We start from the raw sequence: 24,540 nt of genomic DNA on the forward strand, positions 1-24,540 counted from the left end.
AGGGGGGAGGGAAAGGGGCGAGGGGAGTGCCGGGGGCCGGGGTGGCGGTGGTCCGGTCCCCGGGGCTCCGGGGAAGTGATCGATGGTTGGTGAGGGGTGGGTGGTGGGTGGTGGGTGCCCGCCCAGGGGTTCCGAGGTTCCGGGGGCCGTGGTGGGTCAGCCTTTGATCGCGCCCTGCATGATGCCGCCCACGATCTGCTTGCCGAACAGCAGGAAGGCGACCAGCAGCGGCAGCGTGCCGAGCAGCGCGCCCGCCATGATCACCGACTGGTCCGGTACGTAGCCGGTGCCCAGCGAGTTGAGGGCGACCTGCACGGTCGGGTTCTGCTGGGTCAGGGCGATGATCGGCCACAGGAAGTCGTTCCAGGCGAACACGAAGGTCAGCAGGCCGAGCACGGCCATCGCCGGCCGTGCCGCCGGGAACACCACGTGCCACACGATCCGCAGACTGCTCGCCCCGTCCACCCGGGCCGCCTCGACCAGTTCGGTCGGCAGCGCCTGCACCAGGTACTGCCGCATGAAGAACGTGCCGAACGCGGTCACCAGGCTGGGCAGGATCACCGTCTGCAACTGGTTCGACCAGCCGAGATCCGACATCCACAGGTACAGCGGTACGACGGCCAGCTGCGGCGGGATCATCATCGTGCCGATCGTCAGCAGCAGCAGGAGATTCGAGAACCGGAACCGCAGCTTGGCGAAGGCGAACCCGGCCATCGTCGCGAACAGCACCGTACTGACCGTGATGGTGCCCGCCACGATCACGGAGTTGACCATGGCGCTGCCCAGCCCCGCCTCGTCCCAGGCGGACTGGAGGTTCTTGAACAGGTTGCCGCCGAACCACAGCGGCGGCGGGGTCTCGGCCAGCCGCCGGTCGGTGCGGGAGGCCGCGATCGCCGTCCACACCAGCGGCGCCAGCGAGACCAGCGCGAAGACGGTCAGGACGACATAGGTGACCGGCCCCGCGTGCAACTGCTTGCCCGCGCCCATCACCCGGCGCTGGCCGCGCCGCTCGGTGCCCGTCCCACGGGGGAGGGTGAGTTCACTGGTGGTCATCGGGACTTCCTCAGGCGTCGGACGAACAGCATGTTGATCAACGCGATGATCACCAGGATGAGGAACATCGACCAGGCGATCGCCGATGCCTTGCCCAGGTTGCCGATGATCCAGCCCTGGTCGTACATGTACAGACCGAGCGTCTGGTACTGGTGCTCGGAGCCGCCCTTCGAACCGCTGACCCCGCCGAACAGCAGCGGCTCACCGAACAACTGGGTCGCGCCGATGGTGGACACGACCACCGTGAACAGGATCGTCGGCCGCAGCTGGGGGATCGTCACATGCCGGAACTGCTGCCAGCGGCCGGCCCCGTCGATCGCCGCCGACTCGTACAGATCGGTCGGTATGGCCTGCATCGCCGCCAGATAGATCAGCGCGTTGTAGCCGGTCCACCGCCAGATCACGATGGACGACACGGCGAACTGCGAACCCCAGTCCGACTCACGCCAGTTGACCGGATCCACGCCGACGAAGTGCAGGATCCAGTTGACCATGCCGCCGTCCCAGGAGTACAGCAGCGTGAACACCAGCGTCGCCGCCGCCACCGAGGTGGCGTACGGGGTGAGCATCACGACCCGCCACACGGTCGAGCCGCGCAGCCGGTAGTTGAGCAGATGCGCGAGCCCGAGCGCCGCGAGCAACTGCGGCACGGTCGAGATCACTCCGATGGTGAGGGTGTTCCGCAGGGCGTTCCAGAAGAACTCCGAGGACAGCAGGTTCTGGTAGTTGTCCAGGCCCGCCCAGGTCTTGTGGTCCAGCGACGACAACTGCACGCCGTGCAGCGAGTACCACGCCGTGTACAGCAGCGGGACCAGCGAGAAGGCCCCGAAGAGGATGAAGAAGGGGGCGACGAACGCGTACGGCGACGCCTTCATGTCCCAGCGGTACAGCCGGCTGCGCCAGGAGTCGGCGCCCGCCGGCGCACCGCGACCACGAGGGCCGGGGGCCGCGCCCGGCTGGGAGCCGGGCGCGGCGTCGGCACTCGGCGCGGCCTGCGCCAGGGCCTGCTCGGGGCCGGTCACTGGCCGAGCACGTCCTTGATCTCGTTCTTGGCCGCGTCCCAGCCCTGCGCCGGTGACTTGCCCTTCTGCTCCACCTGGAGGATGCCGATGTCGGTGATCGCGGTGCCGATCGGCTGGTCCTTGGGGCCGTGGAACTGCGTCGGGATCGTCTTCGCCGCGTCGGAGAAGATCTGGGTGAGCGGCGCGTCGGAGAAGTACGCGGTGGTGTCCGCGGCCGGCTTCAGGTCCGGGTACGCCGACGGGGTGGACGGAAAACTCGCCTGCTTGGCGAAGACCTTGGCCTGCTGCTCGGGCGCGGTCAGCCACTTCGCCAGGGCGACGGCCTCCTTCTGGTGCTTGCCCGCCGTCGGCACGCCGAGGAAGGAACCGCCCCAGTTGGCCGCGGTCGGGGCCGCCGCCACGTCCCACTTGCCCTTGCCGGAGTCACCGGACTTCTCCTGGATGTAGCCGAGCATCCACGCCGGGCAGGCCACCGTGGCGAAGCCGCCGCCCGCGAAGCCCTGGTCCCACGGCTTGTCGAACTGCTTCAGCTTCGCGGACATGTCGCTGGTGGCCGCGGTCATCGCCACGTCCCATGCCGTCTTCACACCGGCCGACTTGTCCCAGACGACGTTGCCGTCCTTGTCGTAGTACATCTCTTTCTCGCCGCCCACCGCCGCGTTGTAGACGGAGGAGGCGGAGTCCACGAACTTGGTGCCGGACGGCGCCTTCTTCATGTACTCCTTGCCGAGGTCGACGTACTTGGCCCAGTCGCCCTTCCACTGCGCGGCGAGCTTGGTCCGGTCGGTCTCCAGGCCGGCCTTCTCGAACAGGTCCTTGCGGTAGCAGATCGCCATCGGACCGATGTCGGTGCCGAGCCCGATCAGCTTGCCGTCCTTGGTGGTGGCCTGGGCGTTCTTCCAGTCCAGCCACTGGGACTTGTCGACCTCCTTGCCGAGGTCCACGAACTTGTCGGCCTGGGTCTGCACGGCCTCGGTGATGTTGCCGATCTCGATGGCCTGGACGTCGTCGGTACCGGAACCGGCCTGGAGCCTGGTGAGCACCTTGGGCCAGTAGACGTCGGTACGGGTGGTGACGTTCTCCTTGATGGTGATGTCAGGGTGGAGCTTCATGTACTCGTCGTACAGACCGGCCTGCTTGTAGCCGAAGACACCGAAGGTTCCGACGGTCAGGGTGGTCTTGCCCGTGCCGTCGCCGTTGCCGCCGTCCGAGTGGGACGACCCGTCGTCGGAGTCGCTGGCGCAGCCGGCCAGTGCTCCCGTGGCCAGCGCGGCGACGGCCGCGAAGACCACCAGTGAGCGGGACCGGCGGGTGCTCGTGCGCATGGAGTCCTCCTGTTTCCTGATGTGCCGACCCCCCGGCCGACTGCGCTGTCGGGCCCGTTGGTACAAGCTGCGGCGCGGGCGGGGAACGTGTAGGACGTGTATGTGACAGGTGGCGTGGGAGCGCTCCCACTCTTGATGCGTTGAAGAGTCGTCGGTTCGCGCGGGGGTGTCAAGGGAGCCGACGCGGACAACTGTGTTCAGTTATCGGCCTGTTAACTGGCGCTCGGGCGGCTGCCGGAACGGGGTCACGGTGTCGCGGCGAGGGCGAGTGGGGGGAGGGCGCGGGTGAGGGCGAGGTGTCGCGGCGAGGGCGGGGGTGAGGGCGAGGTTGCCGTGCGGGGCGAGGGCGAGGTCGCCGGTCTTCTGTCCGGCTCCATGCCGCTGGTACCCGCGGTGGCTTCGGCGGCGTGCGCCGGCCGAAGCCACCCGTCCGGTTCCCGGGCCGGAACGCGCCCGGTGGCAGGGGAGCGCGGCGGGGGTGGGCACCCCAGGTCAGCCGGGCTGGCTGCTCTCCTTCAGCGCGCCCCAGCCGTGCCAGCGGTCGATCTCGATCCAGGCGCTGACCCGGCCGCGGTCCCGCTGCGGATACGGCTTGCCGATGTACTGCTGGGACAGCCGGTCGATGTCGGCCAGGTCGGTGTCGTCGCGCAGTTCGGCGATGTGCCCGATGATGCTGATGTGGGTGTGCCAGTCCTGGTCGTCGAGCACGGTCAGGGTGACCCGGGGATCGTTGCGGAGGTGTTCGAGCCGCTTGCGGCCCTCGTCCATGTTGACCAGGATGCGGCCCTCGCCCTCCTCCCAGAGGTACCAGGTGGCGGTGGACACCGGCTGGCCGTCCGCCCTGAGCGTGGCGATGACGGCCGGATTGGGCTTCCGTAGCAGGGTGACCGCGGCCTGCGGGAGCGGTGGTTTCGACACGTGAATCTCCTCCTCGGGGATCCGTCCTCGGCGATCTGTTGATCACCTTCGTTCACCGTGCCACATCGGCGGCCGACGGCATCCGCGCGCCCTTCCCGCCCCGCCGGGGCACTGCCGACGACGGCGTACGGAGACCCGCGCGGGCCGGGCTGTTAGATTCCAGACCAGGGAGATTGCGGGTGCAGGGAGGGCGGGAACCCATGGCAAGCCACGGAGCGCGGGGGCGCAGTGCCCGTCGGCCGACCCTCGAAGAGGTCGCCGCACGGGCCGGTGTCGGCCGTGGCACGGTCTCCCGGGTGATCAACGGGTCGCCCCGGGTCAGCGAGGCGACCCGGGCCGCGGTGCAGGCGGCGGTCGCCGAGCTGGGTTACGTACCGAACACGGCCGCCCGCGCTCTCGCGGCGAACCGTACGGACGCCATCGCCCTGGTGGTCCCCGAGCCGGAGACCCGGTTCTTCGCGGAGCCGTACTTCTCGGACATGCTGCGCGGCGTAGGGGCCGAACTGTCCGAGACCGAGATGCAGTTGCTGCTGATCTTCGCGGGCAACGACCGCGAGCGCCGTCGGCTGGCCCAGTATCTGGCGGCACACCGGGTGGACGGCGTGCTCCTGGTGTCCGTGCACGCCGACGACCCGCTGCCCGATCTGCTGGCCCAGCTGGGGATCCCGGCGGTGATCAGCGGCCCGCGCTCGGCGGGGGAGACGCTGACCTCGGTGGACTCCGACAACTACGGCGGCGCCCGCTCGGCCGTCGAGCACCTGCTTGCCCGCGGGCGGCGCACGGTCGCCCACATCACCGGCCGGCTCGACGTGTACGGCGCTCAGCGGCGCGTCGACGGCTACCGTGACGCCCTGCGGGACGCCGGCCACGGGGCGGACGAACTCCTCGTCGAGCCGGGCGACTTCACGGAGGAGGGCGGCCGGCGCGCGATGACCAGGCTGCTGGAGCGCAGCCCTGGCCTGGACGCGGTCTTCGCCGGTTCGGACGTCACCGCGGCCGGAGCCCGGCAGGTGCTGCGCGCGGCGGGCCGGCGCATCCCGGACGACGTGGCCCTGATCGGCTACGACGACTCGGCCATCGCCCGCCACATGGATCCGCCGCTGACCAGCGTCCGCCAGCCCATCGAGGAGATGGGCCGCGCGATGCTCGACCTGCTCCTTGCGGACATCGCCGACCACCGCCCGGCGATCTCCCACCACCCGGAACGCCGTCACGCGGTCCTGGCGACGGAACTGGTGATCCGCTCGTCGTCGTAGTACGGGGTGTTTCTCGCCTCGGAACACACCAAAGCAGGGGTCGTCGTCCTGGACGACCTCTCCACGTACGTCACCCTGTACGTCACCCCGGACGTCACTCCGGACGTCAACCGCACGGCACAGCCGGTCCGGTAAAAATCCGTATATCTGCTTTTATTTCCCCCCGTCGGGCCCTCGTGGACGAGTAAGAAAAATCGTCAATAGCAAGCGAAGTGGCATATTCGGGGTCGCGGGATACAAGTTGGCTTCCTATACCGCAATACGTCGACGAGAGCCCCGTCTTCGGCTCCAGGGAGACCAAATCGTTAACAAAAGAGTAATGGTAGTTGAAATCTTTAAGGCGTAGCTTCTTCGTGGGAGCGTCGAGAGACCTCCTGCGGACTCAGGTCCGGGCGACGAAGTCTGCACATCGCGCCGCCAGCGTCGGGGATGGAGGGGTTCATGGCAAGGCTTCGCGGATCCTGGGTAGTCACCCTGGGTGCGCGGGGCACCCGCAGCGCGGCAAGTGAGAATCCCACATTTCCGAGGTCGGGGCGAAAGGTGCTCACATGACTGGGTCTGTTGTCCGATCGCAAGGAGATGCTCAAGCCGCAGGGGCGAGCGTCGAATTGAGTGGATCGGGGGGAGGGCAATCCCCGACAGCAGCCTCTGGTGACGAGGTCCGAGGCAGTGCAAGCGGACATAAAGACACTTACTGGGATATAGCCAAAAAAATCACCCTGACAGGCACGATGGCCTGGGTGTCCGCCGGCTATGGGTTGAACAATCGCGTCTACCGGGCGGTCGGCTTTGGTCATCTTGCTGCCTATAGTGCGGAAAAAGCGGCGGAAAGTTTTTCCACGGATCAGGAGTCGGCCGCGACGAACCTGGCCACCGCCGTCGGTACCGCTGTGTGGGCGGGCGGGATAGGGGCCGGCAACCGTATCATGCAAGTCGCGGGACCGGCGGTGAACACCGCATCAAGTCTCACCTCTGCGGTACTGAAATGGCGCGAGGGCAAGGAGGAGTGGCGCAGGGAGTTGTTCGATGTGGCCGAGATGGCCGCATTCACGGCCGGAGGCTACACGGGAAATCCCGTGGCTCGCGCAGTGGCGTTCGGAAGCGCGGCGGCGGGGTTCTTCTATGACGCCACGCAGGACAAGAGTCTCATCGGGCACGGACTCGGCGCAGCCGTGTGGGCCGTGGGCGCCGGGGTGGAAAACAACTCGGTGCAGTCCATTGGGGCGGGGGTGGTGGCGGCTGCGGAGGCCGCGCGGCTCGTCTACCCGCTCTATGAGAAATACGCGCAGAAATCGTCCGATTCGGCCATGGAACTGCCTCGTTACGAGCCGGTTCCACGGCGCCACTCCACCGCCAAGGCTGGGCCCGAGCCCCAAACGAGCGTGCTCATGCCCGTCAGCCCGGTCACGGAAGCGTCCGTTCTGCATACATCTGCGGCGTACATTTCGTCGCCTCCGGCGGTGTACAGCCCGGACCAGTCGACGGCGTCCAGTCCGGGTCTGCCGCCGGCGTCCAGCCCGGGTCTGCCGGCGGCGCCCAGCCCGGACCTGCTGGCGACGTCCAGCCCGGTCCTGTGGGCGAACCCCACCCCGACTTCGCATGCGGCGGCGTACAGCCCGACTCCGTCGGCGGTGTCCAGTCCGGTTCCAGCGACGGCGTTCAGCCTGATGTTGCCGACGGCGTCCTCTCCGTTCCCGTTGACGGCGCCCCCCGCGATCTCGCCGACAGCACCCCAGCGGTATGCGCCTCCCCTCCCCGCTTCCACATGCCATTCGGCAGCCGGCGGTGGTGACAACGTTTTCTCGCGGCCCAGTTCTGCCCCCGCCCGGATGTCCGTTCCTACGACGAGTGCCCGCGCGGCCGGCAGGTGATCTTCGTGGCGAGGTGACCTGCCGTGCAGGACACGGCAGGTACAGCCACCGTGATTCGTGCTCTCGTCTGTCGCGGGTGGTGCAGGGGCAGCGTTGCGCGCCGGCCTGGTGGGTGCGGCGCGCAACGCGGCTGGGCGGTCACGGTCGCCGATGGCGGGCGCCTTCTTGATCCGCCGGCCTCGGCCGCGCCGCCGCACGCTGGTTGATCCTGCTGGGCGGCCCTGCCTCGGGAGCCTCCGCCGGCTCACGAATCGAACGGCATCCGCGCGTTCGCGAGAACATCTTTGACGATCTCGCACAGGAGACCCACCGGGTCCGGCTCGGGCGCCTACGACGGCAGTCGGACGATCCCCGGCCGGCGCTCCTGTCTCATGGCCCACTCCCGCACCTCTGCACCGGCGTGCCCGGAGTGGTTGTCCCGCGCGAGCGTGCCGGGGCCGCTGGGGCGGGCGTGCGGCACAAGCGCGGTGGCATGGGCGGCATCCAGGATTCCCGTACCGCCTGGTGCCCACTCTGCCTGATCTCCAAGAGGGATCTCGAAGATCAGTAGTCAGCCGCTTGTGTCCCATGCTCCAACCCGGCCCTGTCGTGGCGGTGCAAGGAGACCAAATTGTTAACGACAGGGCACTGGTGTGTGAAATCTCTGTAACGTATGTTCGCTCCGGGAGTGTCCAGAGCCTTTCTGTGGACTCTCGTCCCAGACGACGAAGTCTGAGCACCGTCCCGTCGGCGTCGGGGATGTAGGGATCACCGCAAGGCTTCGCGGATCCCGGGCGGTTGCCCTGGGTGTGCGAATTACCCGCAGTGCGGCAAGTGAAACCCCCACATATCCCAGGTCGGAGCGAAAGGCGCTCACATGGCTGAGTCAGTGGTCGGTCCAGATGCTCACCCCGCAGCGGGGGTGAGCGTTCCTTTGAGGAGATCGGAGGAGGGGGGACCTCCCCCACCAGCCTCCGGCGGCGAGACGCAGCGCCATGCGAGCGGGCGCAAAGACCTCTGGTGGGACATGGCGAAAGGTTTCGTCTCGGGGGCCGGCTGGGGTGCGTTGGCCGTTGGTAATGGAATGAGTGACCCCATTAAGCAGGCGGTCGGCCAGGCGGTCGGCCTGGGTTTTCTCGCCGGCCAAAATGCGGTAAAAGTCGCGCAGAATTATTCCACGGACAGCCAGACGGCCGCGATAAACGCAGCCGCTTTCGCCGGTCATATTCTGTGGGGGGCCGGGGTAGGGGCAGGCAATACTCTCGGGAAAGTCATGGGGCCCGCCACGAATGCCGCCGCCAGCCTGACCTCTGCGGGACTCCGCTATTATCAGGGAAAAGAGGGCTGGGTCAGAGATCTGGTTGGTGCGTCCGAGGGTGTGGCGTTCATGACCTCAAGTCTCCCGGGAGTAGATCCCACGGGAGTTCGGGTGGCCCGCACAGTGGCTTTTGCGAATTTGGCATCGGGGTTGTTCTTGGACGCCAAGCATGACAAGGCGTTCGTGAAGCACAGCAAGGCGTTGATAGCGGGCGGAATCGGTGCAGCCGGTGCCATCACGTGGGGCCTGGGGGCCGCGCTGGAAAAGGGCACGCCGGCAAGCAACGCGTTGCAATCCGCTGGGGCGGGAATAATCACGGTGGCACAGGCGGTGCGGCTCGGGCTGTTGCTCCGTGAACACCTCACGCAGAGATCTGCACCCGCAGTAGATCTGGAACAACCCGATTACCAGCCGGTTCCTGCGTCCGAATCGACCTCTCCCGTTCCCCTCAACCCGATTGTGGCAGCCCAGATAGCCGCACCGGCAACATCTGGCGTGCTTTTGTCGGAGCTGCCCAGTCCGCTTCTGGAGCTGTCCAGCCCGCTTCTGCCGCCGGTGACCAGTCAGACTCCGCCTGCAACGCCCGGCCCACTTCTGCCGGAGCCGTCCAGTCCGTTTCTGCCGGCGGTGACCGGCCAGACTCCGCCAGTAGTAACGCCCGCCCCGTTTTTGTCGACGCCCCCGCCGGTCCCACCAGCAGCAGCCCACCTGTATGCGCCGCCCCTGCCCCCTCCCACGCCGCGTTCGGAGGCTGATGGCGGCAGAAGCGTCCACTCCCGGCCCGGTTCCGCTCCGGTCCAGACGCCTGCTTCTCCCAGGTCTGCTTCTCCCCGTGCTCCTGGGAGAGCCGCCCGTCCTGCCAGCAGGTGATCTTCGGGCTCTGTCGGACAGCGTGCTCCCGCCGTGTCCCCGCGAGCGCCGTGTCCCCGCGAGCGCCGTGTCCCCGCGAGCGCCGTGTCCCCGCGAGCGCCGTGTCCCCGCGAGCGCCGTGTCCCCGCGAGCCGGGCAAACATCGAGGCCCCTGACCTTTCCCAAGGTCAGGGGCCTCAATCAACAGGGTGAGTGACGGGACTCGAACCCGCGACATCCTGGACCACAACCAGGTGCTCTACCAGCTGAGCTACACCCACCATGACCAGCGGTTACTGAGTGATTTCTCCGACCGGCCGAGAAAAAGTGTACAGGGTCCGAAGGGGTGCTCGCGCACGGCTTTCCCGGTGTCCACCGCCGTGCCTGTGAACGTCCCCGTCGGCGGCCCCGTCCGCCCGCGCCGGCCGCGGCTTCCGGCCGTGCCGCCCGCGGCCGGCGTGGAGTGCTCAGCGCGCCGTGGGCCGGACGTGCTTGGCCGCGATCGTCCTGGCGGTGTCCGAGTCGGGACCCGGCTGGGGGACGAAGATGGCCTCGCGGTAGTAGCGCAGCTCGGCGATGGACTCGCGGATGTCGGCGAGGGCGCGGTGATTGCCGTTCTTCTCCGGGCTGTTGAAGTAGGCACGCGGGTACCAGCGGCGGGCGAGTTCCTTGACGCTGGAGACGTCCACGATCCGGTAGTGGAGGTAGTCCTCCAGCGTGGGCATGTCGCGCAGCAGGAAGCCGCGGTCGGTGCCGACGGAGTTGCCGCACAGCGGGGCCTTGCCCGGCTCCTTGACGTGCTCCCGTACGTAGGCCAGGACCCGTTCCTCCGCGTCGGCCAGCGTGGTCCCGGCGGGCAGTTCGTCGAGCAGCCCGGACGCGGTGTGCATCTCGCGCACCACCTCGGGCATCGTCTTCAACGCCGCGTCCGGCGGACGGATGACGATGTCCACACCTTCACCGAGCACGTTCAGCTCGGAGTCGGTGACGAGGGCGGCAACCTCGATGAGCGCGTCGTCGGACAGCGAGAGGCCGGTCATCTCGCAGTCGATCCACACCATGCGATCGTTCATATGTCTAACCTTACGGCCCGTAGCCGTTTACGGAGCCGGGCGTGCGCGGGGTCACGGCGCGGCGTACGGCGCCGCCGCCGGTCCGGACACGGAACAGGGGCCCGGTGTACCGCACCCGGACCCCTGCCCCCTCATCGCGTCATGCGCCGGTCCGCGACCCCGGCAGGCTCATCGCGGCCGCGCGCCGCGCCTGCATCGGCACCCCGCCCTCCGGGTGCAGCAGGGCGGGCACCGCTCCGACCGGCCCGGTCAGCCCCGCGGCCCCCGGCCCACCGGGGCCGGCCTGGGACATCGCGGCCTCGCCGTCCAGCGACCGCTCGCCCTGCGGCCTGCGGGCCCGGTAGGCGGCCCGGTAGGCGGCGGGGGAGGAGCCCAGCTGGCGGCGGAAGTGCCCGCGCAGCGCCACCGGGGAGCGGAAGCCGCAGCGGCCTGCGACCTCGTCCACCGAGTAGTCGGACGTCTCCAGCAGCCGCTGGGCCTGGAGCACGCGCTGGGTGATCAGCCACTGCAACGGCGCGCTCCCGGTGAGCGAGCGGAAGCGGCGGTCGAACGTACGGCGGCTCATGTACGCGCGCGCGGCCAGCGTCTCCACGTCGAACTGCTCGTGGAGGTGCTCCAGCGCCCAGGCGACGACCTCGGCCAGCGGGTCGGCGCCGATCTCCTCCGGTAAAGACCGGTCGAGGTAGCGCTCCTGACCGCCGCTGCGGCGCGGCGGGACCACCAGGCGCCGGGCGAGCGCGCCGGCCGCCTCGTTGCCGTGGTCCGTCCGCACGATGTGCAGGCACAGGTCGATCCCGGCGGCGGTGCCCGCCGACGTCAGGACGTCGCCGTCGTCGACGAACAGCTCTCTGGGATCGACGTGCACCGACGGGTAGCGCTTGGCCAGCGTCGGTGCGTACATCCAGTGGGTGGTGGCCGGGCGGCCGTCCAGCAGGCCCGCGGCCGCCAGGACGAACGCGCCGGTGCACAGCCCCACGATGCGGGCGCCCTCCTCGTGCGCGCGGCGCAGCGCGTCAAGCGCGTCCTCGGGCGGCGGCGCGGTGATCGACCGCCAGGCCGGCACGACGACCGTACCCGCGCGGGAGATCGCCTCCAGGCCGTGTGGCGCGGTGAGTTCCAGGCCCCCTGTGGTCCGCAGCGGGCTTTCCTCACCGGCGGCCACCAACAGGCGGTAACGCGGTACTCCGGCGTCCTGGCGGTCGATGCCGAACACCGACAGCGGTATGGAACTCTCGAAGATGGGGCCGCCGCTGAACAGCAGCACCGCGACGATCTCCTTGCGGCGGCGCCCGGAAAGTTTCCGGGCCGCGGCTTCCGGCGCGGCAGTGGAGTCGTGGCTCATCCTGCTAAGCCCCCCTCGGTGGTCGCGGCTCCTCGGTTGTGTCGCTCCTGCACGTTTCCCCTCGGTCCTGCACGAGTCCCCCGCCATACGACGATCAAGATCGAATCTACTGTGTCCCGATGTGCCACGGTGACGAGTTCGACATGTGGCACATTGTCGACATGACAACTTGGCGTGAAGCATTCGATCACGAAGCGTTGCACTCGCGCGCCGCGTAGGGAAGTGCGCCTCGTCGTAGTGGCCAAACCGCGTAGGGTGCGGATGCCCTCCGAGACCCTTTCCGTGCAGGTGGAACGGGGGTTTGGGGGTGCTCGACCCACGGCCGGGAGGGGGTTCAGAAGTTGGCTGAAAAGCAGCGGACGCGTGCATAAAAACCGGTCAGCCGACCGGTGTACCGCCCCGGGTGTGACGTCCGCCTCTTTGCTGTGCGCAACGTTCGGAGCGACGCAGCAGGACGCGGCAGGCGGCGGTGACGGCGGCGAGGCCGAAGGCGGTGCCGGCGGTACCGGCGAGCGAGGTGCCGTACCAGAGCAGGACCACGGGGACCAGGAAGCAGCTGAACACGCCCCAGCGGACGACGTCGGTCGCCGCGTCCGGGGCGGCGGACCCGGCCGGAGCGGACCCGCCCGGAGGGGAGGGCGCTGAGGGGACTGAGGGAGCGGACGGGGGTGACGAGGGCGGTGGGGGCGGTGGGGGCGGTGATGCGGAAGGTGCGGGCGGGGCCGACGGCTCGGGCCGGGTGGGCCGGCCGGACCCGGTGTCGTCCGGGGCGGACCCGGCGGGCCGGGTGGCGTGGCGTCCCCCGGAACGGGTGGCGGGTCCGGACATCTGTGCTCCCTGTGGCGTGGCTCACGCTGATCAACGCGTGGTCGCGCGGTCGGTCACTCACGGCCGCGACCGCCGGGTGCCGCTCACGTAAGGGAACCCTGTGCAAACCGCCTGTACAGCGCACCAAGCATTGCGTTCCGGGCGTCCCCTCGTGCATGCTCCCTGGAACCCCGCGGTGCCCGCGCGGGATCTGGGCTTAAGGAGGCGTGCCGCCGTACCCTTGGGGGTATGGGGTTGGGAACATGCTTCCGGACACGGCTCCGCCGCACCCTGTCGTCCCACCCACGAGGATCACAACGCCGAGACATCCATGGCCGGTCACGAATTCTTCGAACCCGCGGACCGCAAGCGGCCGGTCGCCGACCCCACGGCGGCCGATCCCCTGGCGGCTGAAGAGTCACGCCCTACCTGCGATCCAGCCTTCAAACACGGAGTCGTCGTCGGTTTTGACGGCTCCACGTCCAGTGAGCGCGCCCTCGCCTACGCGATCGGCATGGCCCACCGCTCCCAGTCGGGTCTGATCATCGTCCACGTCGCCAACCGGCTGCCCACCACCGTGTGGGCGGGCTGCGAGCCACCGGTCTTCGTCGACGTGCCCGACCACCGCACCGAGGTCCTGGGCCTGGAACTCGCCTGTGCGGACTATCTGGCCGAGGTGCCCTGGATCCTCGTCGAGCGCGGCGGCGACATCTGCCACGAACTCGAAGAGGTGGGGCGGGAGTACGAGGCGGACGCGATCGTCGTCGGCTCCACGCACGGCATCGTGGGCCGGATCTTCGGCTCGGTGGCCGGCCGCCTCGCCAAACGGGCGCAGCGGCCCGTGGTGGTCATCCCCTAGCCGACCCCGGCCGTCCCCGACCGACCCCGGCCGTCCCAAGTCGTTCCGAGTCGTCCCGTCACGCCGTCAACTCCCCTCGGTCACCTGCCGTTTCGTACGTCGTCACCCCGACGTGGGCCTCCGCGCGCAGGGTCCGCGATGCCCGAACCCACCGGCGCGTAGAGGTGTTTGTGCCCTTGTGAAGGGCATATACGGGTCACCGCACTCCTGCTCATGCATGAAGGGAGCCCGCCATGGACAAAGACGTCTCAGCGGGAAGCACCACCACGGTCGTCGGCCGACTCGCCCTCGGCATCACCCTGTTGGCCTTCGGGCTCGGCCACACCGCTGTGATCGACGGTGTGGCGGCCTCCGACGCCGTGTCACTGGCCCGCTACGTGGGCGGTGTCACGCTGTTCGTCGCCGGCCTGTTGGCGTTCCGCGACCGCGACTCCGCCACCGGCACGGCCTACTCGGTACTCGGCGCACTCTGGTTCACCTGGGCTGTCTCGGCGGGCACCCAGGTGTCGCCCGACGCCGCCGGACTCTTCCTGCTCCTGTTCGCCCTCGTGACGCTCACGCTGACCCTCGCCGGCCGCGATCCGCTCACGCAGGGCACCTACGGTCTGTTCCTCGTCTCCCTGGTGCTGCTCGCCATCGCGCAGTTCGCGACCAACGGCTCGCTCGCGAAGGCCGGCGGCTGGTTCGCCGTCGCCGCGGGCGCGGTGGCCTGGTACGCGGCTACGGCGGCCCTCGCCCACTGGCCGACGGTCCTGCCGCGCCGCGCTGCCCCCGGCCGGGGGGTGACGGCCGCCGGCTGACGGGCAGCCCGTGCCGGGGCGGGGTGTCCCCCCGGTGACGCGAGCGGACCCCCGTGGCCGGCAGCACCCACGGGGGTCCGTTCCGTTCGCGGCGGCTACTCGACCGTGACCGACTTCGCGAGGTTGCGCGGCTTGTCGATGTCGCGGCCCAGGGCCTTCGCCGTGTGGTAGGCGAGCAACTGGAGCGGGATGCCCATGAGGATCGGGTCCAGCTCGTCCTCGTTCTTCGGTACGACGATCGTCTGGTCCGCCTTGTGCTGTTCCTGGTGGGCCACCGCGAGGATCCTGCCGCTGCGGGCCTTGATCTCCTCCAGGGCGGCGCGGTTCTTCTCCAGCAGGTCGTCGTCCGGCACGATCGCGACCGTCGGCAGGGCGGGCTCGATCAGCGCGAGCGGGCCGTGCTTGAGCTCCGAGGCCGGATACGCCTCCGCGTGGATGTAGGAGACCTCCTTGAGCTTCAGGGAGGCTTCGCGGGCCACCGGGTAGCCGCGGACGCGGCCGATGAAGAGCATCGAGCGGGCCGCGGCGTACTGCTCGGACAGCTCCTTGATCTGCTCCTCCTGCTTCAGGATCTCGGTGATCTGCTCGGGCAGCCGGCGCAGGCCCTCGATGATCCGCTTGCCGTCGCGGACGGAGAGGTCGCGGGTGCGGCCCAGGTGCAGGGCGAGGAGGGCGAAGGCGACCGTGGTGTTGGTGAAGCACTTGGTGGACACCACGCACACCTCGGGGCCGGCGTGGACGTACATGCCGCCGTCCGCCTCGCGGGCGATCGCCGAGCCCACGACGTTGACGATGCCCAGCACCCGGGCGCCCTTGCGCTTCAGCTCCTGCACGGCCGCCAGCACGTCGTACGTCTCACCGGACTGGGAGACCGCGACGTACAGCGTGTCGGGGTCGACGACGGCGTTGCGGTAGCGGAACTCCGAGGCGGGCTCGGCGTCGGCGGGGATGCGGGCCAGCTCCTCGATCATCTGGGCGCCGATCATGCCCGCGTGGTAGGAGGTGCCGCAGCCGAGGATCTTCACCCGGCGGATCCGCCGGGCCTCGCGGGCGTCCAGGTTGAGCCCGCCGAGGTGCACGGTGGAGAAGCGGTCGTCGATACGGCCGCGCAGCACCCGGTCGACCGCTTCGGCCTGCTCGTGGATCTCCTTGTGCATGTAGGTGTCGTGGCCGCCCATGTCGTACGACTCGGCCTCCCACTCCACCGTGGTCGGCTCGGCGGTGGTGCGGGTGCCCTCCGTGGTGTAGGTACGGAAGTCGTCGGCCTTGAGGGTGGCCATCTCGCCGTCGTCGAGGGTCACTATCTGGCGGGTGTGCGCGACCAGGGCGGCCACGTCGGAGGCGACGAACATCTCCTTCTCGCCGATGCCGAGGACGACCGGGGAGCCGTTGCGGGCCACCACGATGCGGTCGGGGTGGTCGGCGTGCAGGACCGCGATGCCGTAGGTGCCCTCGACCACCCGCAGCGTCTCGCGGACCTTGTCCTCCAGCTTCTCGGCCGGGGAGCGGGCGATCAGATGGGTGAGGACCTCGGTGTCGGTCTCGGAGAGGAACTCCACGCCGTCCGCCGTCAGCTTGCGGCGCAGGTCGGCGGCGTTGTCGATGATGCCGTTGTGCACGACGGCGACCTTGCCGTCGGCCGACAGGTGCGGATGGGCGTTCAGGTCGGAGGGGGCGCCGTGGGTGGCCCAGCGGGTGTGCGCGATGCCGGTGGTGCCCTTGAAGCGCGCGGGGATGCGGGCCTCCAGGTCGCGCACCCGGCCCTTGGCCTTCACCGTCTTCAGGGCCGACGCCTTCGGGGCGGTGACGGCGATGCCCGCGGAGTCGTAGCCGCGGTACTCCAGACGCTGCAAGCCCTCCAGGAGCAGCGGCGCGACATCACGCTTCCCGATGTATCCGACAATTCCGCACATATACAGGTATTCCTCTGTCCGTGGTCGACCGGTCATCGGTCGACCGGTCGTCGGTTGTCAGCCCTGGACTGTTTTCAGCCGTACACGATGCGCCGCAGCTGTCTGAGTGTCAGCTCGGGCGGCGCCACCGCCCGGTACTTCAGGTCCGCCTCGATCCGTTCGAAGATCGCCGCGTTCACCAGGCCCTGAGCCTGGAGTTCACGGTGGCGGCGGCGGACGTAGTCCTCGGTCGTCTCGTCGAAGAAGGCCAGAACGTCCTGGATCACCCGCAGCGCCTCGCCGGGGCCGAGCGCCGTGGATCGTGTCAGGTGATCGACCAGTTCATCGTGCACCCGTAGATCCTGGGGTACCGGCGACGGTTTCGCAAGGATCCTGCCCGATATCGGGCAGGCGTGTGGACTTGGAACTGTTGGAAGTTTCATGGGGCGCTGTTTGCAAACCGTCCATTCGGCGTCTTGCGCCCGGTCGCTTGTGAAGACAAGTTTCAGACACCATGGACATCCCACGCATGGGCGTACCCGAGAAGCTGGCCGAGCGCATGAGCATGGCCGAGCAGCATGAATACCTCCGCGCCAGGTTCTCGCGGCGCACGATGATCAGGGGCGGCGCGGTCACGCTCGGCGCGGTCGCCGGTGGCGCGTTCGTACCGGGGGCCGTCGCCCAGGCGGCCGTCCCGACCCAGCAGACCGCTCCCGCCACCGAGAGCGTCGACGGTGCCTACGTCGCCCCCTTCGGCCGGCACCTCGCCTACGGCAACGACCCGCGCACCGAGATCACGGTGTCCTGGCAGGTCCCGGTCGCCGTCAAGAAGCCCTTCATCCGGATCGGCGCCCACCCCTGGGACCTCTCCCGCAAGATCGACGCCGAGGTCCGCACCCTGTACACGCCGGCCGGTGTCGGCGCGAGCGGCGACCACACGCAGTACTACGTCCACGCCAAGCTGACCCACCTGCGTCCGGGCAGCACCTACTACTACGGCGTCGGCCACCAGGGCTTCGACCCGGTCCAGCCGCACCTCGCGGGCACCGTGGGCACCTTCACCACCGCCCCCGTCGGCAAGAAGGCGTTCACCTTCACCGCCTTCGGCGACGAGGGCGTCGGCTACCACGGCCTCGCCAACAACGCCCTGATCCTGGGCCAGAACCCCGCCTTCCACCTGCACGCCGGTGACATCGCCTACGGCGACCCGGCCGGCCAGGGCAAGACCGCCGACACCGGCTTCGACTCCCGCGTCTGGGACCAGTTCCTCGCCCAGACCGAGTCGGTCGCCAAGTCCGTGCCGTGGATGCCCGCGTACGGCAACCACGACATGGAAGCCTGGTACTCGCCCAACGGCTACGGCGGCGAGGACGCCCGCTGGACCCTGCCGGACAACGGCCCCGACAAGGAGCACCTGCCGGGCGTCTACTCGTTCGTCTACGGCAACACCGCGGTCATCTCGCTCGACGCCAACGACGTCTCCTTCGAGATCCCCGCCAACCTCGGCATCTCCGGCGGCACCCAGACCAAGTGGCTGGAGACCCAGCTGAAGAAGTACCGGGCCGCCAAGGACATCGACTTCGTCGTCGTCTTCTTCCACCACTGCGCCTACTGCACCTCCACCGCGCACGCCTCCGAGGGCGGGGTGCGGGACGAGTGGGTGCCGCTGTTCGAGAAGTACACCGTGGACCTGGTCATCAACGGCCACAACCACCAGTACGAGCGCACCGACGTCCTCAAGGCGGGCGCCGTCACCAAGAAGCTCCCGATCGGCGGCACCGCCTACCCCGAGACCGAGGGCGTCGTCTACGTGACGGCGGGCGCGGCCGGCCGGAGCCTGTACGCGTTCAGCGCCCCGCTGTCCTACGAGGGCCACGAGCACGAGGTCGACTCCGTGGACTCCTTCATCAACACCAAGGACGGCAAGCAGAACGAGGCGGTCACCTGGTCGCGCGTGCGCTACCTCGACTACTCGTTCCTGCGGGTGGACGTCACCCCGGCGAGCAAGGGCCGCTACGCCACCCTGACGGTGCGCGGCATCGCCGAGACCGGTGACCAGGTCGACCACTTCACCGTGGCGCGCAAGGCCAAGTGACGGCGGGTGCGTCCGGAAGGCGGGACGCACCCGACCGGCGTGCGGGCGGTCCTCACATGCGTTTGAGAACCGCCCGCTTCGCCATGCCGAACTCCTCGTCCGTGAGCACCCCGTCCCGGTGCAGCTCGCCGAGTTCGCGCAGCCGCCGCAGCAGCGCGTCATGGTCGTCGGCGGCGCCGGGACCGGACCCCGGTGCACCGGACGACCGCGGCCCGGCGTCCGGCTCCGCGGCGTCCTGGGGCGCCGACGGGTGCGGCAGCCGGACCTGCACGGCGGCGGCGACCAGCGCCATCAGCGGGTCCCGTTTGAAACCCCACAGCTCCACGGCGTTCGGGTCGTACTTGGCGGGCGCCTGGCCGGCCGCGCCCCGCACGGTGAAGCGCAGCTGCCCGTTCTCCAGCCCGGCGGCCGGCTGCCACTCCACGCCGGTGATGTCACCGACGGCGAGGGTCCGGGTCCCGGCGGCGGACTTGACGTCCTCGGTCTTCCAGTTCCACTCCAGGCGGACCTGTTCGCCGTCGAAGGCCGCCGTGCCGTCCCCGGCGGATACCGACAGCGGGACGGGCGGACCGGGCAGCAGGTAGGCGGTCACCGGGTCGGCCGGCACCCGGTTCAGCAGCAGCGCGGCCCGGACCGCGTCCGTGAAGTACTCGGCGACGCCGTAGCGGTCCGGCTCGACGACGAGCCGGTACGGGTCGTGCGGCTCGGCGAGCCGGCCGCCGGTGGCGTGCAGCAGCGGGTCCGCGCCGTCGCGCAGCCGCAGCCGCAGCCGGCCCGACCTGCGGCCCTGCTCGAACGAGATCCCCGCCAGCGCTTCCAGCGGGACGAGCAGTTCCCCGAGGGTCCCGCGGAGCAGGCCGACGCTCTTGTCCCGCCCCGGGGTGAGCCGGAGGGCGTCGCCGTCGAACACCCAGGAGCCGTCCTTCTGGAGGATTTCCGCCATACGGCGATTGTTCCACCAGGCGCCGTGCCCCGCGGGCGCGTCACAGGTCCGCGAGCGGGTTCTTCAGGCTGCCGACGAGCTGGAGCGCGCCCGAGGGATCCGCCAGGTCCAGCATCTGCCGGTTGTCGCGCAGCTGGAGCCGGTTGAGGCAGGACAGGGCGAACTCGGGCGCGAACAGGTCGTACTGCCGGAACCTGTCGGCGAGCGAGGGCACCGAGTCCTGGTACTCCCGGGCCACCTCGGCGACCGTCCGCCAGAAGTCCTCCTCCGTAAGGACGCCCTCGGCGGCGAGGCCGGCCGCGACGAAGCGGAAGAAGCAGTCGAAGACGTCCGTGAAGATCGACAGGAGTTTCGTGTCCTCGGGGACGTCGACGCGGATACGCGCGACCTCCGGCGGGAGCACCGCGTCCGGGTCCATGACCACGATCTCCTCGGCGATGTCCTTGAAGACGGCGCGCTGGACGACGCCGTCCTTCAGCACCAGGATCACGTTCTCGCCGTGCGGCATGTAGGCCAGGTCATAGGCGTAGAAGCTGTGCAGCAGCGGCACGAGGTAGGCCCGCAGATAGCGGCGCAGCCACTGGGTGGGCACCAGCCCCGACCGCTCGATCAGCGCCCCGGCGAAGGACGCGCCCTCGTGGTCGACATGGGCGAGGGAGGCCATCGTGGCCAGCGTCTCTCCGTCCTGGAGGGCGGGGACCGGGCTCTCCCGCCACAGGGCGGCGAGCATCTTGCGGTACGGCGAGTGGCGGTCCGTGGCCTGTTCGTACTCCAGGTGCCGGTAGCCGACCGCCGCCCGCTCGCGGATGACGGTGAGGCCGGTGGCCTTGAGCACCGGGTCGTCGTCGATCAGCCGGACCAGCCAGTCGTTGATCGCCGGGGTGGCCGCCATGTAGGCGGCGGACAGGCCGCGCATGAAGCCCATGTTGAGGACGGACAGCGCCGTCTTCACATAGTGCTTGTGCGGGTGGCTGGTGTTGAAGAAGGTCCGGATGGACTGCTGGGCGAGGTAGGCGTCGTCGCCCTCGCCCAGGCAGACCAGGTGCTCGCGGGCGACCTCGGCGGCGAAGGTGACGGTGAGCTTGTTCCACCACTGCCACGGGTGGACGGGGATGAGGACGTAGTCGGCGGGGTCCAGGCCCCGGTCGGTCAGCCGCCGCTCGAACCGCTCGACGGTCCGCTCGCCCAGCTCCTGCCGCAGGAAGGACGCGTACTCGATGCCGGCGCCGGCCGTGAAGACCGCCCGGGAGCGGTGCGCGGCGACCCAGACGAGGCGGACCGGGCTCGCGGTCTCGGGCGCGTACGACAGGTATTCGTGGAGGCCGAAGCCGAGCCGTCCGTTGTTGGCGACGAAGCAGGGGTGGCCCTCGGTCATGCCGGTCTCGATCTCCTGGAAACCGGCTCGGGCCAGTTGCGCGGAGGTCAGCGGGGGCTTGGCGAGTTTGTAGCAGGTGCCGGCGAGGGTGGCGGAGATCTCCTCCAGGTACACCGGCAGGACCTCGTCGCTCAGGCCGAGCGCGTGCCGCAGTTCGATGCAGAAGTCCAGTGCGGCGAGCGGGAGTTCTGCCCCGTCGCGGTGCCGGGTGATCGAGTGGGCGTCGATCTCCCAGTGGTCGAGGGCGCGGCGGGTCGCGGTGAAGCGGTAGCGGGTCAGTCCGTCGTCGCTGCGCACGACGTATCCGCCGGCTCCGGCCCCGTCCCGTTCGGGGGTGATCAGGCGTTCGTGCGCGAACTCGGCGAGCGCCTTGCGGACCAGCAGCCGGTTGGCCTGCTCCCAGCGCTGGGGGGAGAGGTGGGCCACGGCGTCGGCGAGGGTCATGCCGCCACCGCCCCCTCGAACCGCGCACGGGTGCAGAAGCTCAGCAGCGCCGCCTTCTCCGGCTTGCGGATCTCCCGTTCGGGCCGGAACCCGACTGCCTCGTTCAACGCGTGCACCGCCTTGTTGCGTATGTCCGGTTCGACCACGATCCGGTGGGTCGCCGGGTCGTCGAAGAGGTGCGCGAGAACGGCGGTGATGACGGCCCGGGTGAAGCCGTGCACCGGGGTGTCCGTGGCCGGGACCAGGAAGTGCATGCCGACGTCACCCGCCTCCGGCTCGTACAGGCCGACCAGTTCCCGGTGGGCCGGGTCGTAGCGCTCCATCAGGAAGGCGGGCTCGCCGTCCAGCAGGCCCAGCAGGGCGTGGTGGTGCTCGTCGGCCGCGATCTCCATGTAGGCGCGCTCGACGTCCTCCAGTCCGGCGTCCTGCATCATCCAGAACGCGGCCTTGGGGTGGGTGACCCAGGAGTGCAGCAACTCGGCGTCCGTGAGCGGGTCGAGGGGACGGAAGGTGAAGTTCATACCGAAAACTCCTGGAACGCGATCGTCTTCTCGACCGGGTAGTACTCGGTGCCGAGCAGCTCCCGGATGATGTAGCTGTTGCGGTACGCGCCCATGCCCAGGTCGGGGCTGGTGATGCTGTGTGCGTGCACGCCCGCGTTCTGCAGGAAGACGCCCCGGCCGGTCACGTCGATGGCGTAGTTGCGGGCCACGTCGAAGTTGCCCTGCGTGTCGTAGCGCAGCCGGTCGCGGACGGGCTTCAGGAAGGCGGGCTCGGTGTACCGGTAGCCGGTGGCGAGGACGAGGCCCTCCGAGCGCAGCTCGAAGTCCTTGCCCTGCTCCTGCTGGCGGAAGGTCAGGGTGTATCGGCCGTCCTGGTAACTCGCCTGCTCCAGCGAGGAGTTGGTGATCAGCCGGGTGGGGACGGGCCCGCCGAGGTTCTTCTGGTACAGCAGGTCGAAGATCTCGTCGATCAGATCCCCGTCGATGCCCTTGAACAGGCCCTTCTGCTGGGCGGTGAGGCGGTAGCGGGTGGCCTCCGGCAGCGCGTGGTAGTAGTCGACGTACTCCGGGGAGGTCATCTCCAGGGTGAGTTTCGTGTACTCCAGCGGGAAGAAGCGCGGGGAGCGGGTGACCCAGTTCAGCCGGTAGCCGTGCGCGTCGATCCCGCCGAGCAGGTCGTGGTAGATCTCGGCGGCCGACTGGCCGCTGCCGACCAGCGTGATCGACTCCTTGGCCAGCAGCCGCTCCTTGTGCTCCAGGTAGCGGGAGTTGTGCAGGAGGTCGCCGCCGAGGCCCCGGCACGCCTCGGGGAGGTAGGGCGGGGTGCCGGTGCCGAGGACCAGGTGGCGGGCGCGGAACGTCTCGCCGGCCCGGGTGTGCGCCGTGTACAGCCCGTCGTCGTACGTCACCTCGGTGACCGTCGTGCCGAAGCGGACGCCGCTCAGCTTCGAGGCCGCCCAGCGGCAGTAGTCGTCGTACTCGACCCGCAGCGGATAGAAGTTCTCGCGGATGTAGAAGGAGTAGAGGCGGCCCTTCTCCTTCAGGTAGTTGAGGAAGGAGAACTCCGAGGTCGGGTCGGCCAGGGTGACCAGGTCCGACATGAACGGGGTCTGGAGGTGGGCGCCGTCGAGGAACATCCCGGCGTGCCAGGAGAAGTCCGGCTTGGCCTCCAGGAAGACGCCGTCGAGTTCGGCGATCGGCTCGGTGAGGCAGGCGAGGCCGAGGTTGAAGGGGCCCAGGCCGATCCCCACGAAATCGTAGGTCTTGCTTCGGGTGTCAGGACGCGCGGTCAAGGGATGCTCCCAGGTACTGCTCGGCGTGGCCGGCGATCAGGTCGAGGACGGCGGCGATGTCCGCCGTCGTGGTCTCGGGATTGAGCAGGGTGAACTTCAGGTAGTGGCGGCCGTCGACCCGGGTGGCGGCGACCACCGCGTCACCGGAGGCGAACAGCGCCTTGCGGGCGTGCAGGTTGGCGCGGTCGATCTCGGCCGGGTCGGTGACGCCCGCCGGGACGCAGCGGAAGACCAGGGTGGAGAGCGCGGGCTCGACGACCACGTCGAAGCGCGGGTCGGCGGCCAGCAGCCGCCAGCCGTCCCGCGCCAGGTCGCAGACCTCGTCGAAGAGTTCGCCTATGCCGTCGGCGCCCATGGTGCGCAGGGTCAGCCACAGCTTGAGGGCGTCGAAGCGCCGGGTGGTCTGGAGGGACTTGTCGACCTGGTTGGGGACGCGCTCCGGTGCGGTGCGGCGGGGGTTGAGGTAGTCCGCGTGGTAGGTGGCGTGCCGCAGTGTGGCGGCGTCCCGGACCAGCACGGCCGATGAACTCACCGGCTGGAAGAAGGACTTGTGGTAGTCGACGGTGACCGAGTCGGCGCGTTCGATGCCCGCCAGGCGGTCCCGGTACTTGACGGAGGCGAGCAGTCCGCAGCCGTAGGCGGCGTCCACGTGCAGCCACACCCCGTACCGGGCGCACAGTCCGGCGATCTCGGGCAGCGGGTCGATGGATCCGAAGTCGGTGGTCCCGGCGGTGGCGACGACGGCCATCGCGACGAGGCCGTCCTGTGCGCAGCGCTCCAGTTCGCGGGCGAGGGCGACGGTCCGCATCCGCCTGTCCCGGTCGACGGGGACCGGGATGACGGCGTCCTGGCCGAGGCCCAGCAGTTTCGCCGCCTTCTGCACGCTGAAGTGACTCGCCTCGGAGGCGAGGATGCGCAGTCTGCCGAGCGAGCCGGTCTTGGCCTCCTCGCGGGCGAGCAGCAGCGCCTGGAGGTTGGACTGGGTGCCGCCGGAGGTGAAGACTCCGTCGGCGGCCGGGCCGAGGCCGATGCGGGCGGCCGTCCAGTCGATGAGCCGGCGTTCGATGAGGGTGCCGCCGGCCGACTGGTCCCAGGTGTCCAGGGAGGAGTTCACGGCGGACAGCACGGCCTCGCCGACGACGGCCGGGATGACCACCGGGCAGTTGAGGTGGGCGAGGTAGCGGGGGTGGTGGAAGTAGACCGCGTCGCGGAGGTAGATCTCCTCCAGCTCGTCGAGCGCCGCGGCCGTGTCGTGCAGGGGCCGGTCGAGGTCGATCCGCTCGACGCGCGGGGCGAGGGCGTCGACCGTGACGCCGGTGAACGGTCGCTCCGTGGTGGCGAGTTTGGCCGCCACCCGCTCTACTCCTTCGGTCACGGAGCGGCGGTAGTGCTCCGCGGTGAGGTCATTGAGCAGGTGCGAGCGCATGCGGGGTCCTCCGAGGGGACGGTCCGGGCGGGACGGGGAGAGGGGCGAATTCCCACTTAGGTAAGGCTAACCTAAGTTGCAATTCCGGAAACCCGTCC

20 protein-coding genes and 1 tRNA gene are annotated in these 24,540 nt (G+C 69.4%); 6 read left to right on the plus strand and 15 right to left on the minus strand.

The window, feature by feature from the left end; all coding sequences use genetic code 11:
- Positions 1-156: 156 nt before the first annotated feature.
- The 4 genes from ACFC09_RS04775 to ACFC09_RS04790 form a co-directional block, all read right to left on the minus strand.
- The gene (locus ACFC09_RS04775; protein WP_376523963.1) at positions 157-1,053 is read right to left on the minus strand and encodes a carbohydrate ABC transporter permease; all 897 of its coding nucleotides are present in this window, start codon (positions 1,051-1,053) and stop codon (positions 157-159) included.
- Positions 1,050-2,075: a carbohydrate ABC transporter permease gene (locus ACFC09_RS04780; RefSeq protein ID WP_376523965.1), complete on the minus strand. Its 1,026-nt coding sequence runs from the start codon at positions 2,073-2,075 to the stop codon at positions 1,050-1,052. The genes ACFC09_RS04775 and ACFC09_RS04780 overlap by 4 nt, the downstream gene beginning before the upstream one ends.
- Entirely contained in the window at positions 2,072-3,400 is a 1,329-nt protein-coding gene (locus tag ACFC09_RS04785) for an ABC transporter substrate-binding protein (protein ID WP_376523967.1), read from the minus strand. Before ACFC09_RS04785 ends, ACFC09_RS04780 begins: the two co-directional genes overlap by 4 nt.
- A gap of 492 nt (positions 3,401-3,892) precedes the next feature.
- On the minus strand, positions 3,893-4,318 hold the full coding sequence (locus ACFC09_RS04790) for a PPOX class F420-dependent oxidoreductase (protein ID WP_376523969.1): 426 nt from the start codon (positions 4,316-4,318) through the stop codon (positions 3,893-3,895).
- A 200-nt stretch (positions 4,319-4,518) separates the two neighbouring features.
- Between ACFC09_RS04790 and ACFC09_RS04795 the strand changes: the two genes are divergently transcribed.
- The 3 genes from ACFC09_RS04795 to ACFC09_RS04805 all read left to right on the plus strand — a co-directional run bounded on the left by ACFC09_RS04795 (position 4,519) and on the right by ACFC09_RS04805 (position 7,445).
- On the plus strand, positions 4,519-5,574 hold the full coding sequence (locus tag ACFC09_RS04795; RefSeq protein ID WP_376523971.1) for a LacI family DNA-binding transcriptional regulator: 1,056 nt from the start codon (positions 4,519-4,521) through the stop codon (positions 5,572-5,574).
- Positions 5,575-5,580: 6 nt separating this feature from the next.
- Positions 5,581-5,709: a hypothetical protein gene (locus ACFC09_RS04800; protein WP_376523972.1), complete on the plus strand. Its 129-nt coding sequence runs from the start codon at positions 5,581-5,583 to the stop codon at positions 5,707-5,709.
- Positions 5,710-6,314: 605 nt separating this feature from the next.
- On the plus strand, positions 6,315-7,445 hold the full coding sequence (locus tag ACFC09_RS04805) for a hypothetical protein (protein WP_376523974.1): 1,131 nt from the start codon (positions 6,315-6,317) through the stop codon (positions 7,443-7,445).
- A gap of 2,354 nt (positions 7,446-9,799) precedes the next feature.
- On the opposite strand, the gene ACFC09_RS04810 is transcribed toward ACFC09_RS04805, so the two are convergent.
- The 4 genes from ACFC09_RS04810 to ACFC09_RS04825 all read right to left on the minus strand — a co-directional run bounded on the left by ACFC09_RS04810 (position 9,800) and on the right by ACFC09_RS04825 (position 12,570).
- A tRNA-His gene (locus ACFC09_RS04810) sits at positions 9,800-9,872 on the minus strand.
- Positions 9,873-10,058: 186 nt separating this feature from the next.
- Positions 10,059-10,664 (minus strand): oligoribonuclease, encoded by a 606-nt coding sequence (gene orn / locus ACFC09_RS04815; RefSeq protein ID WP_376523975.1) that lies wholly within the window; start codon positions 10,662-10,664, stop codon positions 10,059-10,061.
- Positions 10,665-10,803: 139 nt separating this feature from the next.
- Positions 10,804-12,006: a helix-turn-helix domain-containing protein gene (locus ACFC09_RS04820; RefSeq protein WP_376523977.1), complete on the minus strand. Its 1,203-nt coding sequence runs from the start codon at positions 12,004-12,006 to the stop codon at positions 10,804-10,806.
- 378 nt (positions 12,007-12,384) lie between these two features.
- On the minus strand, positions 12,385-12,570 hold the full coding sequence (locus tag ACFC09_RS04825; RefSeq protein WP_376523979.1) for a hypothetical protein: 186 nt from the start codon (positions 12,568-12,570) through the stop codon (positions 12,385-12,387).
- 574 nt (positions 12,571-13,144) lie between these two features.
- Between ACFC09_RS04825 and ACFC09_RS04830 the strand changes: the two genes are divergently transcribed.
- Both ACFC09_RS04830 and ACFC09_RS04835 read left to right on the plus strand, forming a co-directional pair.
- Complete coding sequence (locus ACFC09_RS04830; protein WP_376523981.1) at positions 13,145-13,672, plus strand: universal stress protein; 528 nt, start codon at positions 13,145-13,147, stop codon at positions 13,670-13,672.
- Between the two features lie 233 nt (positions 13,673-13,905).
- Complete coding sequence (locus ACFC09_RS04835; RefSeq protein WP_376523982.1) at positions 13,906-14,472, plus strand: GPR1/FUN34/YaaH family transporter; 567 nt, start codon at positions 13,906-13,908, stop codon at positions 14,470-14,472.
- Between the two features lie 95 nt (positions 14,473-14,567).
- On the opposite strand, the gene glmS is transcribed toward ACFC09_RS04835, so the two are convergent.
- Positions 14,568-16,385: a glutamine--fructose-6-phosphate transaminase (isomerizing) gene (gene glmS, locus ACFC09_RS04840; protein WP_376523983.1), complete on the minus strand. Its 1,818-nt coding sequence runs from the start codon at positions 16,383-16,385 to the stop codon at positions 14,568-14,570.
- Positions 16,386-16,459: 74 nt separating this feature from the next.
- Complete coding sequence (locus tag ACFC09_RS04845) at positions 16,460-16,717, minus strand: hypothetical protein (RefSeq protein WP_376523984.1); 258 nt, start codon at positions 16,715-16,717, stop codon at positions 16,460-16,462.
- A gap of 176 nt (positions 16,718-16,893) precedes the next feature.
- Between ACFC09_RS04845 and ACFC09_RS04850 the strand changes: the two genes are divergently transcribed.
- Positions 16,894-18,459 carry a purple acid phosphatase family protein gene (locus ACFC09_RS04850; RefSeq protein ID WP_376523986.1) on the plus strand — a complete coding sequence of 522 codons (1,566 nt, stop codon included), beginning with the start codon at positions 16,894-16,896 and terminating at the stop codon, positions 18,457-18,459.
- Between the two features lie 52 nt (positions 18,460-18,511).
- On the opposite strand, the gene ACFC09_RS04855 is transcribed toward ACFC09_RS04850, so the two are convergent.
- From ACFC09_RS04855 to desA, 5 genes are read right to left on the minus strand one after another with little or no spacing between them, the layout of a single operon-like run.
- Positions 18,512-19,402 carry a DUF4429 domain-containing protein gene (locus ACFC09_RS04855; RefSeq protein ID WP_376523987.1) on the minus strand — a complete coding sequence of 297 codons (891 nt, stop codon included), beginning with the start codon at positions 19,400-19,402 and terminating at the stop codon, positions 18,512-18,514.
- 40 nt (positions 19,403-19,442) lie between these two features.
- Complete coding sequence (locus ACFC09_RS04860) at positions 19,443-21,221, minus strand: IucA/IucC family protein (protein ID WP_376523988.1); 1,779 nt, start codon at positions 21,219-21,221, stop codon at positions 19,443-19,445.
- Positions 21,218-21,742 carry a GNAT family N-acetyltransferase gene (locus ACFC09_RS04865; protein ID WP_376523990.1) on the minus strand — a complete coding sequence of 175 codons (525 nt, stop codon included), beginning with the start codon at positions 21,740-21,742 and terminating at the stop codon, positions 21,218-21,220. Before ACFC09_RS04865 ends, ACFC09_RS04860 begins: the two co-directional genes overlap by 4 nt.
- On the minus strand, positions 21,739-23,016 hold the full coding sequence (locus tag ACFC09_RS04870) for a lysine N(6)-hydroxylase/L-ornithine N(5)-oxygenase family protein (protein ID WP_376523992.1): 1,278 nt from the start codon (positions 23,014-23,016) through the stop codon (positions 21,739-21,741). Before ACFC09_RS04870 ends, ACFC09_RS04865 begins: the two co-directional genes overlap by 4 nt.
- Entirely contained in the window at positions 23,000-24,442 is a 1,443-nt protein-coding gene (gene desA, locus ACFC09_RS04875; protein ID WP_376523994.1) for a lysine decarboxylase DesA, read from the minus strand. The genes ACFC09_RS04870 and desA overlap by 17 nt, the downstream gene beginning before the upstream one ends.
- Positions 24,443-24,540 lie beyond the last annotated feature (98 nt).

Origin of the sequence: Streptomyces sp. NPDC056161, assembly GCF_042268025.1 — a bacterium.
Lineage (GTDB): Bacteria > Actinomycetota > Actinomycetes > Streptomycetales > Streptomycetaceae > Streptomyces.

What these genes read in the sequence shown, in the direction of transcription:
- glmS (WP_376523983.1), bottom strand. Translation starts at nt 16,385, where the DNA reads ATGTGCGGAATTGTCGGATACATCGGGAAGCGTGATGTCGCGCCGCTG.
- orn (WP_376523975.1), bottom strand. Translation starts at nt 10,664, where the DNA reads ATGAACGATCGCATGGTGTGGATCGACTGCGAGATGACCGGCCTCTCG.
- ACFC09_RS04835 (WP_376523982.1), top strand. Translation starts at nt 13,906, where the DNA reads ATGGACAAAGACGTCTCAGCGGGAAGCACCACCACGGTCGTCGGCCGA.
- ACFC09_RS04830 (WP_376523981.1), top strand. Translation starts at nt 13,145, where the DNA reads ATGGCCGGTCACGAATTCTTCGAACCCGCGGACCGCAAGCGGCCGGTC.
- ACFC09_RS04860 (WP_376523988.1), bottom strand. Translation starts at nt 21,221, where the DNA reads ATGACCCTCGCCGACGCCGTGGCCCACCTCTCCCCCCAGCGCTGGGAG.
- ACFC09_RS04785 (WP_376523967.1), bottom strand. Translation starts at nt 3,400, where the DNA reads ATGCGCACGAGCACCCGCCGGTCCCGCTCACTGGTGGTCTTCGCGGCC.
- ACFC09_RS04820 (WP_376523977.1), bottom strand. Translation starts at nt 12,006, where the DNA reads ATGAGCCACGACTCCACTGCCGCGCCGGAAGCCGCGGCCCGGAAACTT.
- ACFC09_RS04865 (WP_376523990.1), bottom strand. Translation starts at nt 21,742, where the DNA reads ATGAACTTCACCTTCCGTCCCCTCGACCCGCTCACGGACGCCGAGTTG.
- ACFC09_RS04775 (WP_376523963.1), bottom strand. Translation starts at nt 1,053, where the DNA reads ATGACCACCAGTGAACTCACCCTCCCCCGTGGGACGGGCACCGAGCGG.
- ACFC09_RS04855 (WP_376523987.1), bottom strand. Translation starts at nt 19,402, where the DNA reads ATGGCGGAAATCCTCCAGAAGGACGGCTCCTGGGTGTTCGACGGCGAC.
- ACFC09_RS04795 (WP_376523971.1), top strand. Translation starts at nt 4,519, where the DNA reads ATGGCAAGCCACGGAGCGCGGGGGCGCAGTGCCCGTCGGCCGACCCTC.
- desA (WP_376523994.1), bottom strand. Translation starts at nt 24,442, where the DNA reads ATGCGCTCGCACCTGCTCAATGACCTCACCGCGGAGCACTACCGCCGC.
- ACFC09_RS04850 (WP_376523986.1), top strand. Translation starts at nt 16,894, where the DNA reads ATGGGCGTACCCGAGAAGCTGGCCGAGCGCATGAGCATGGCCGAGCAG.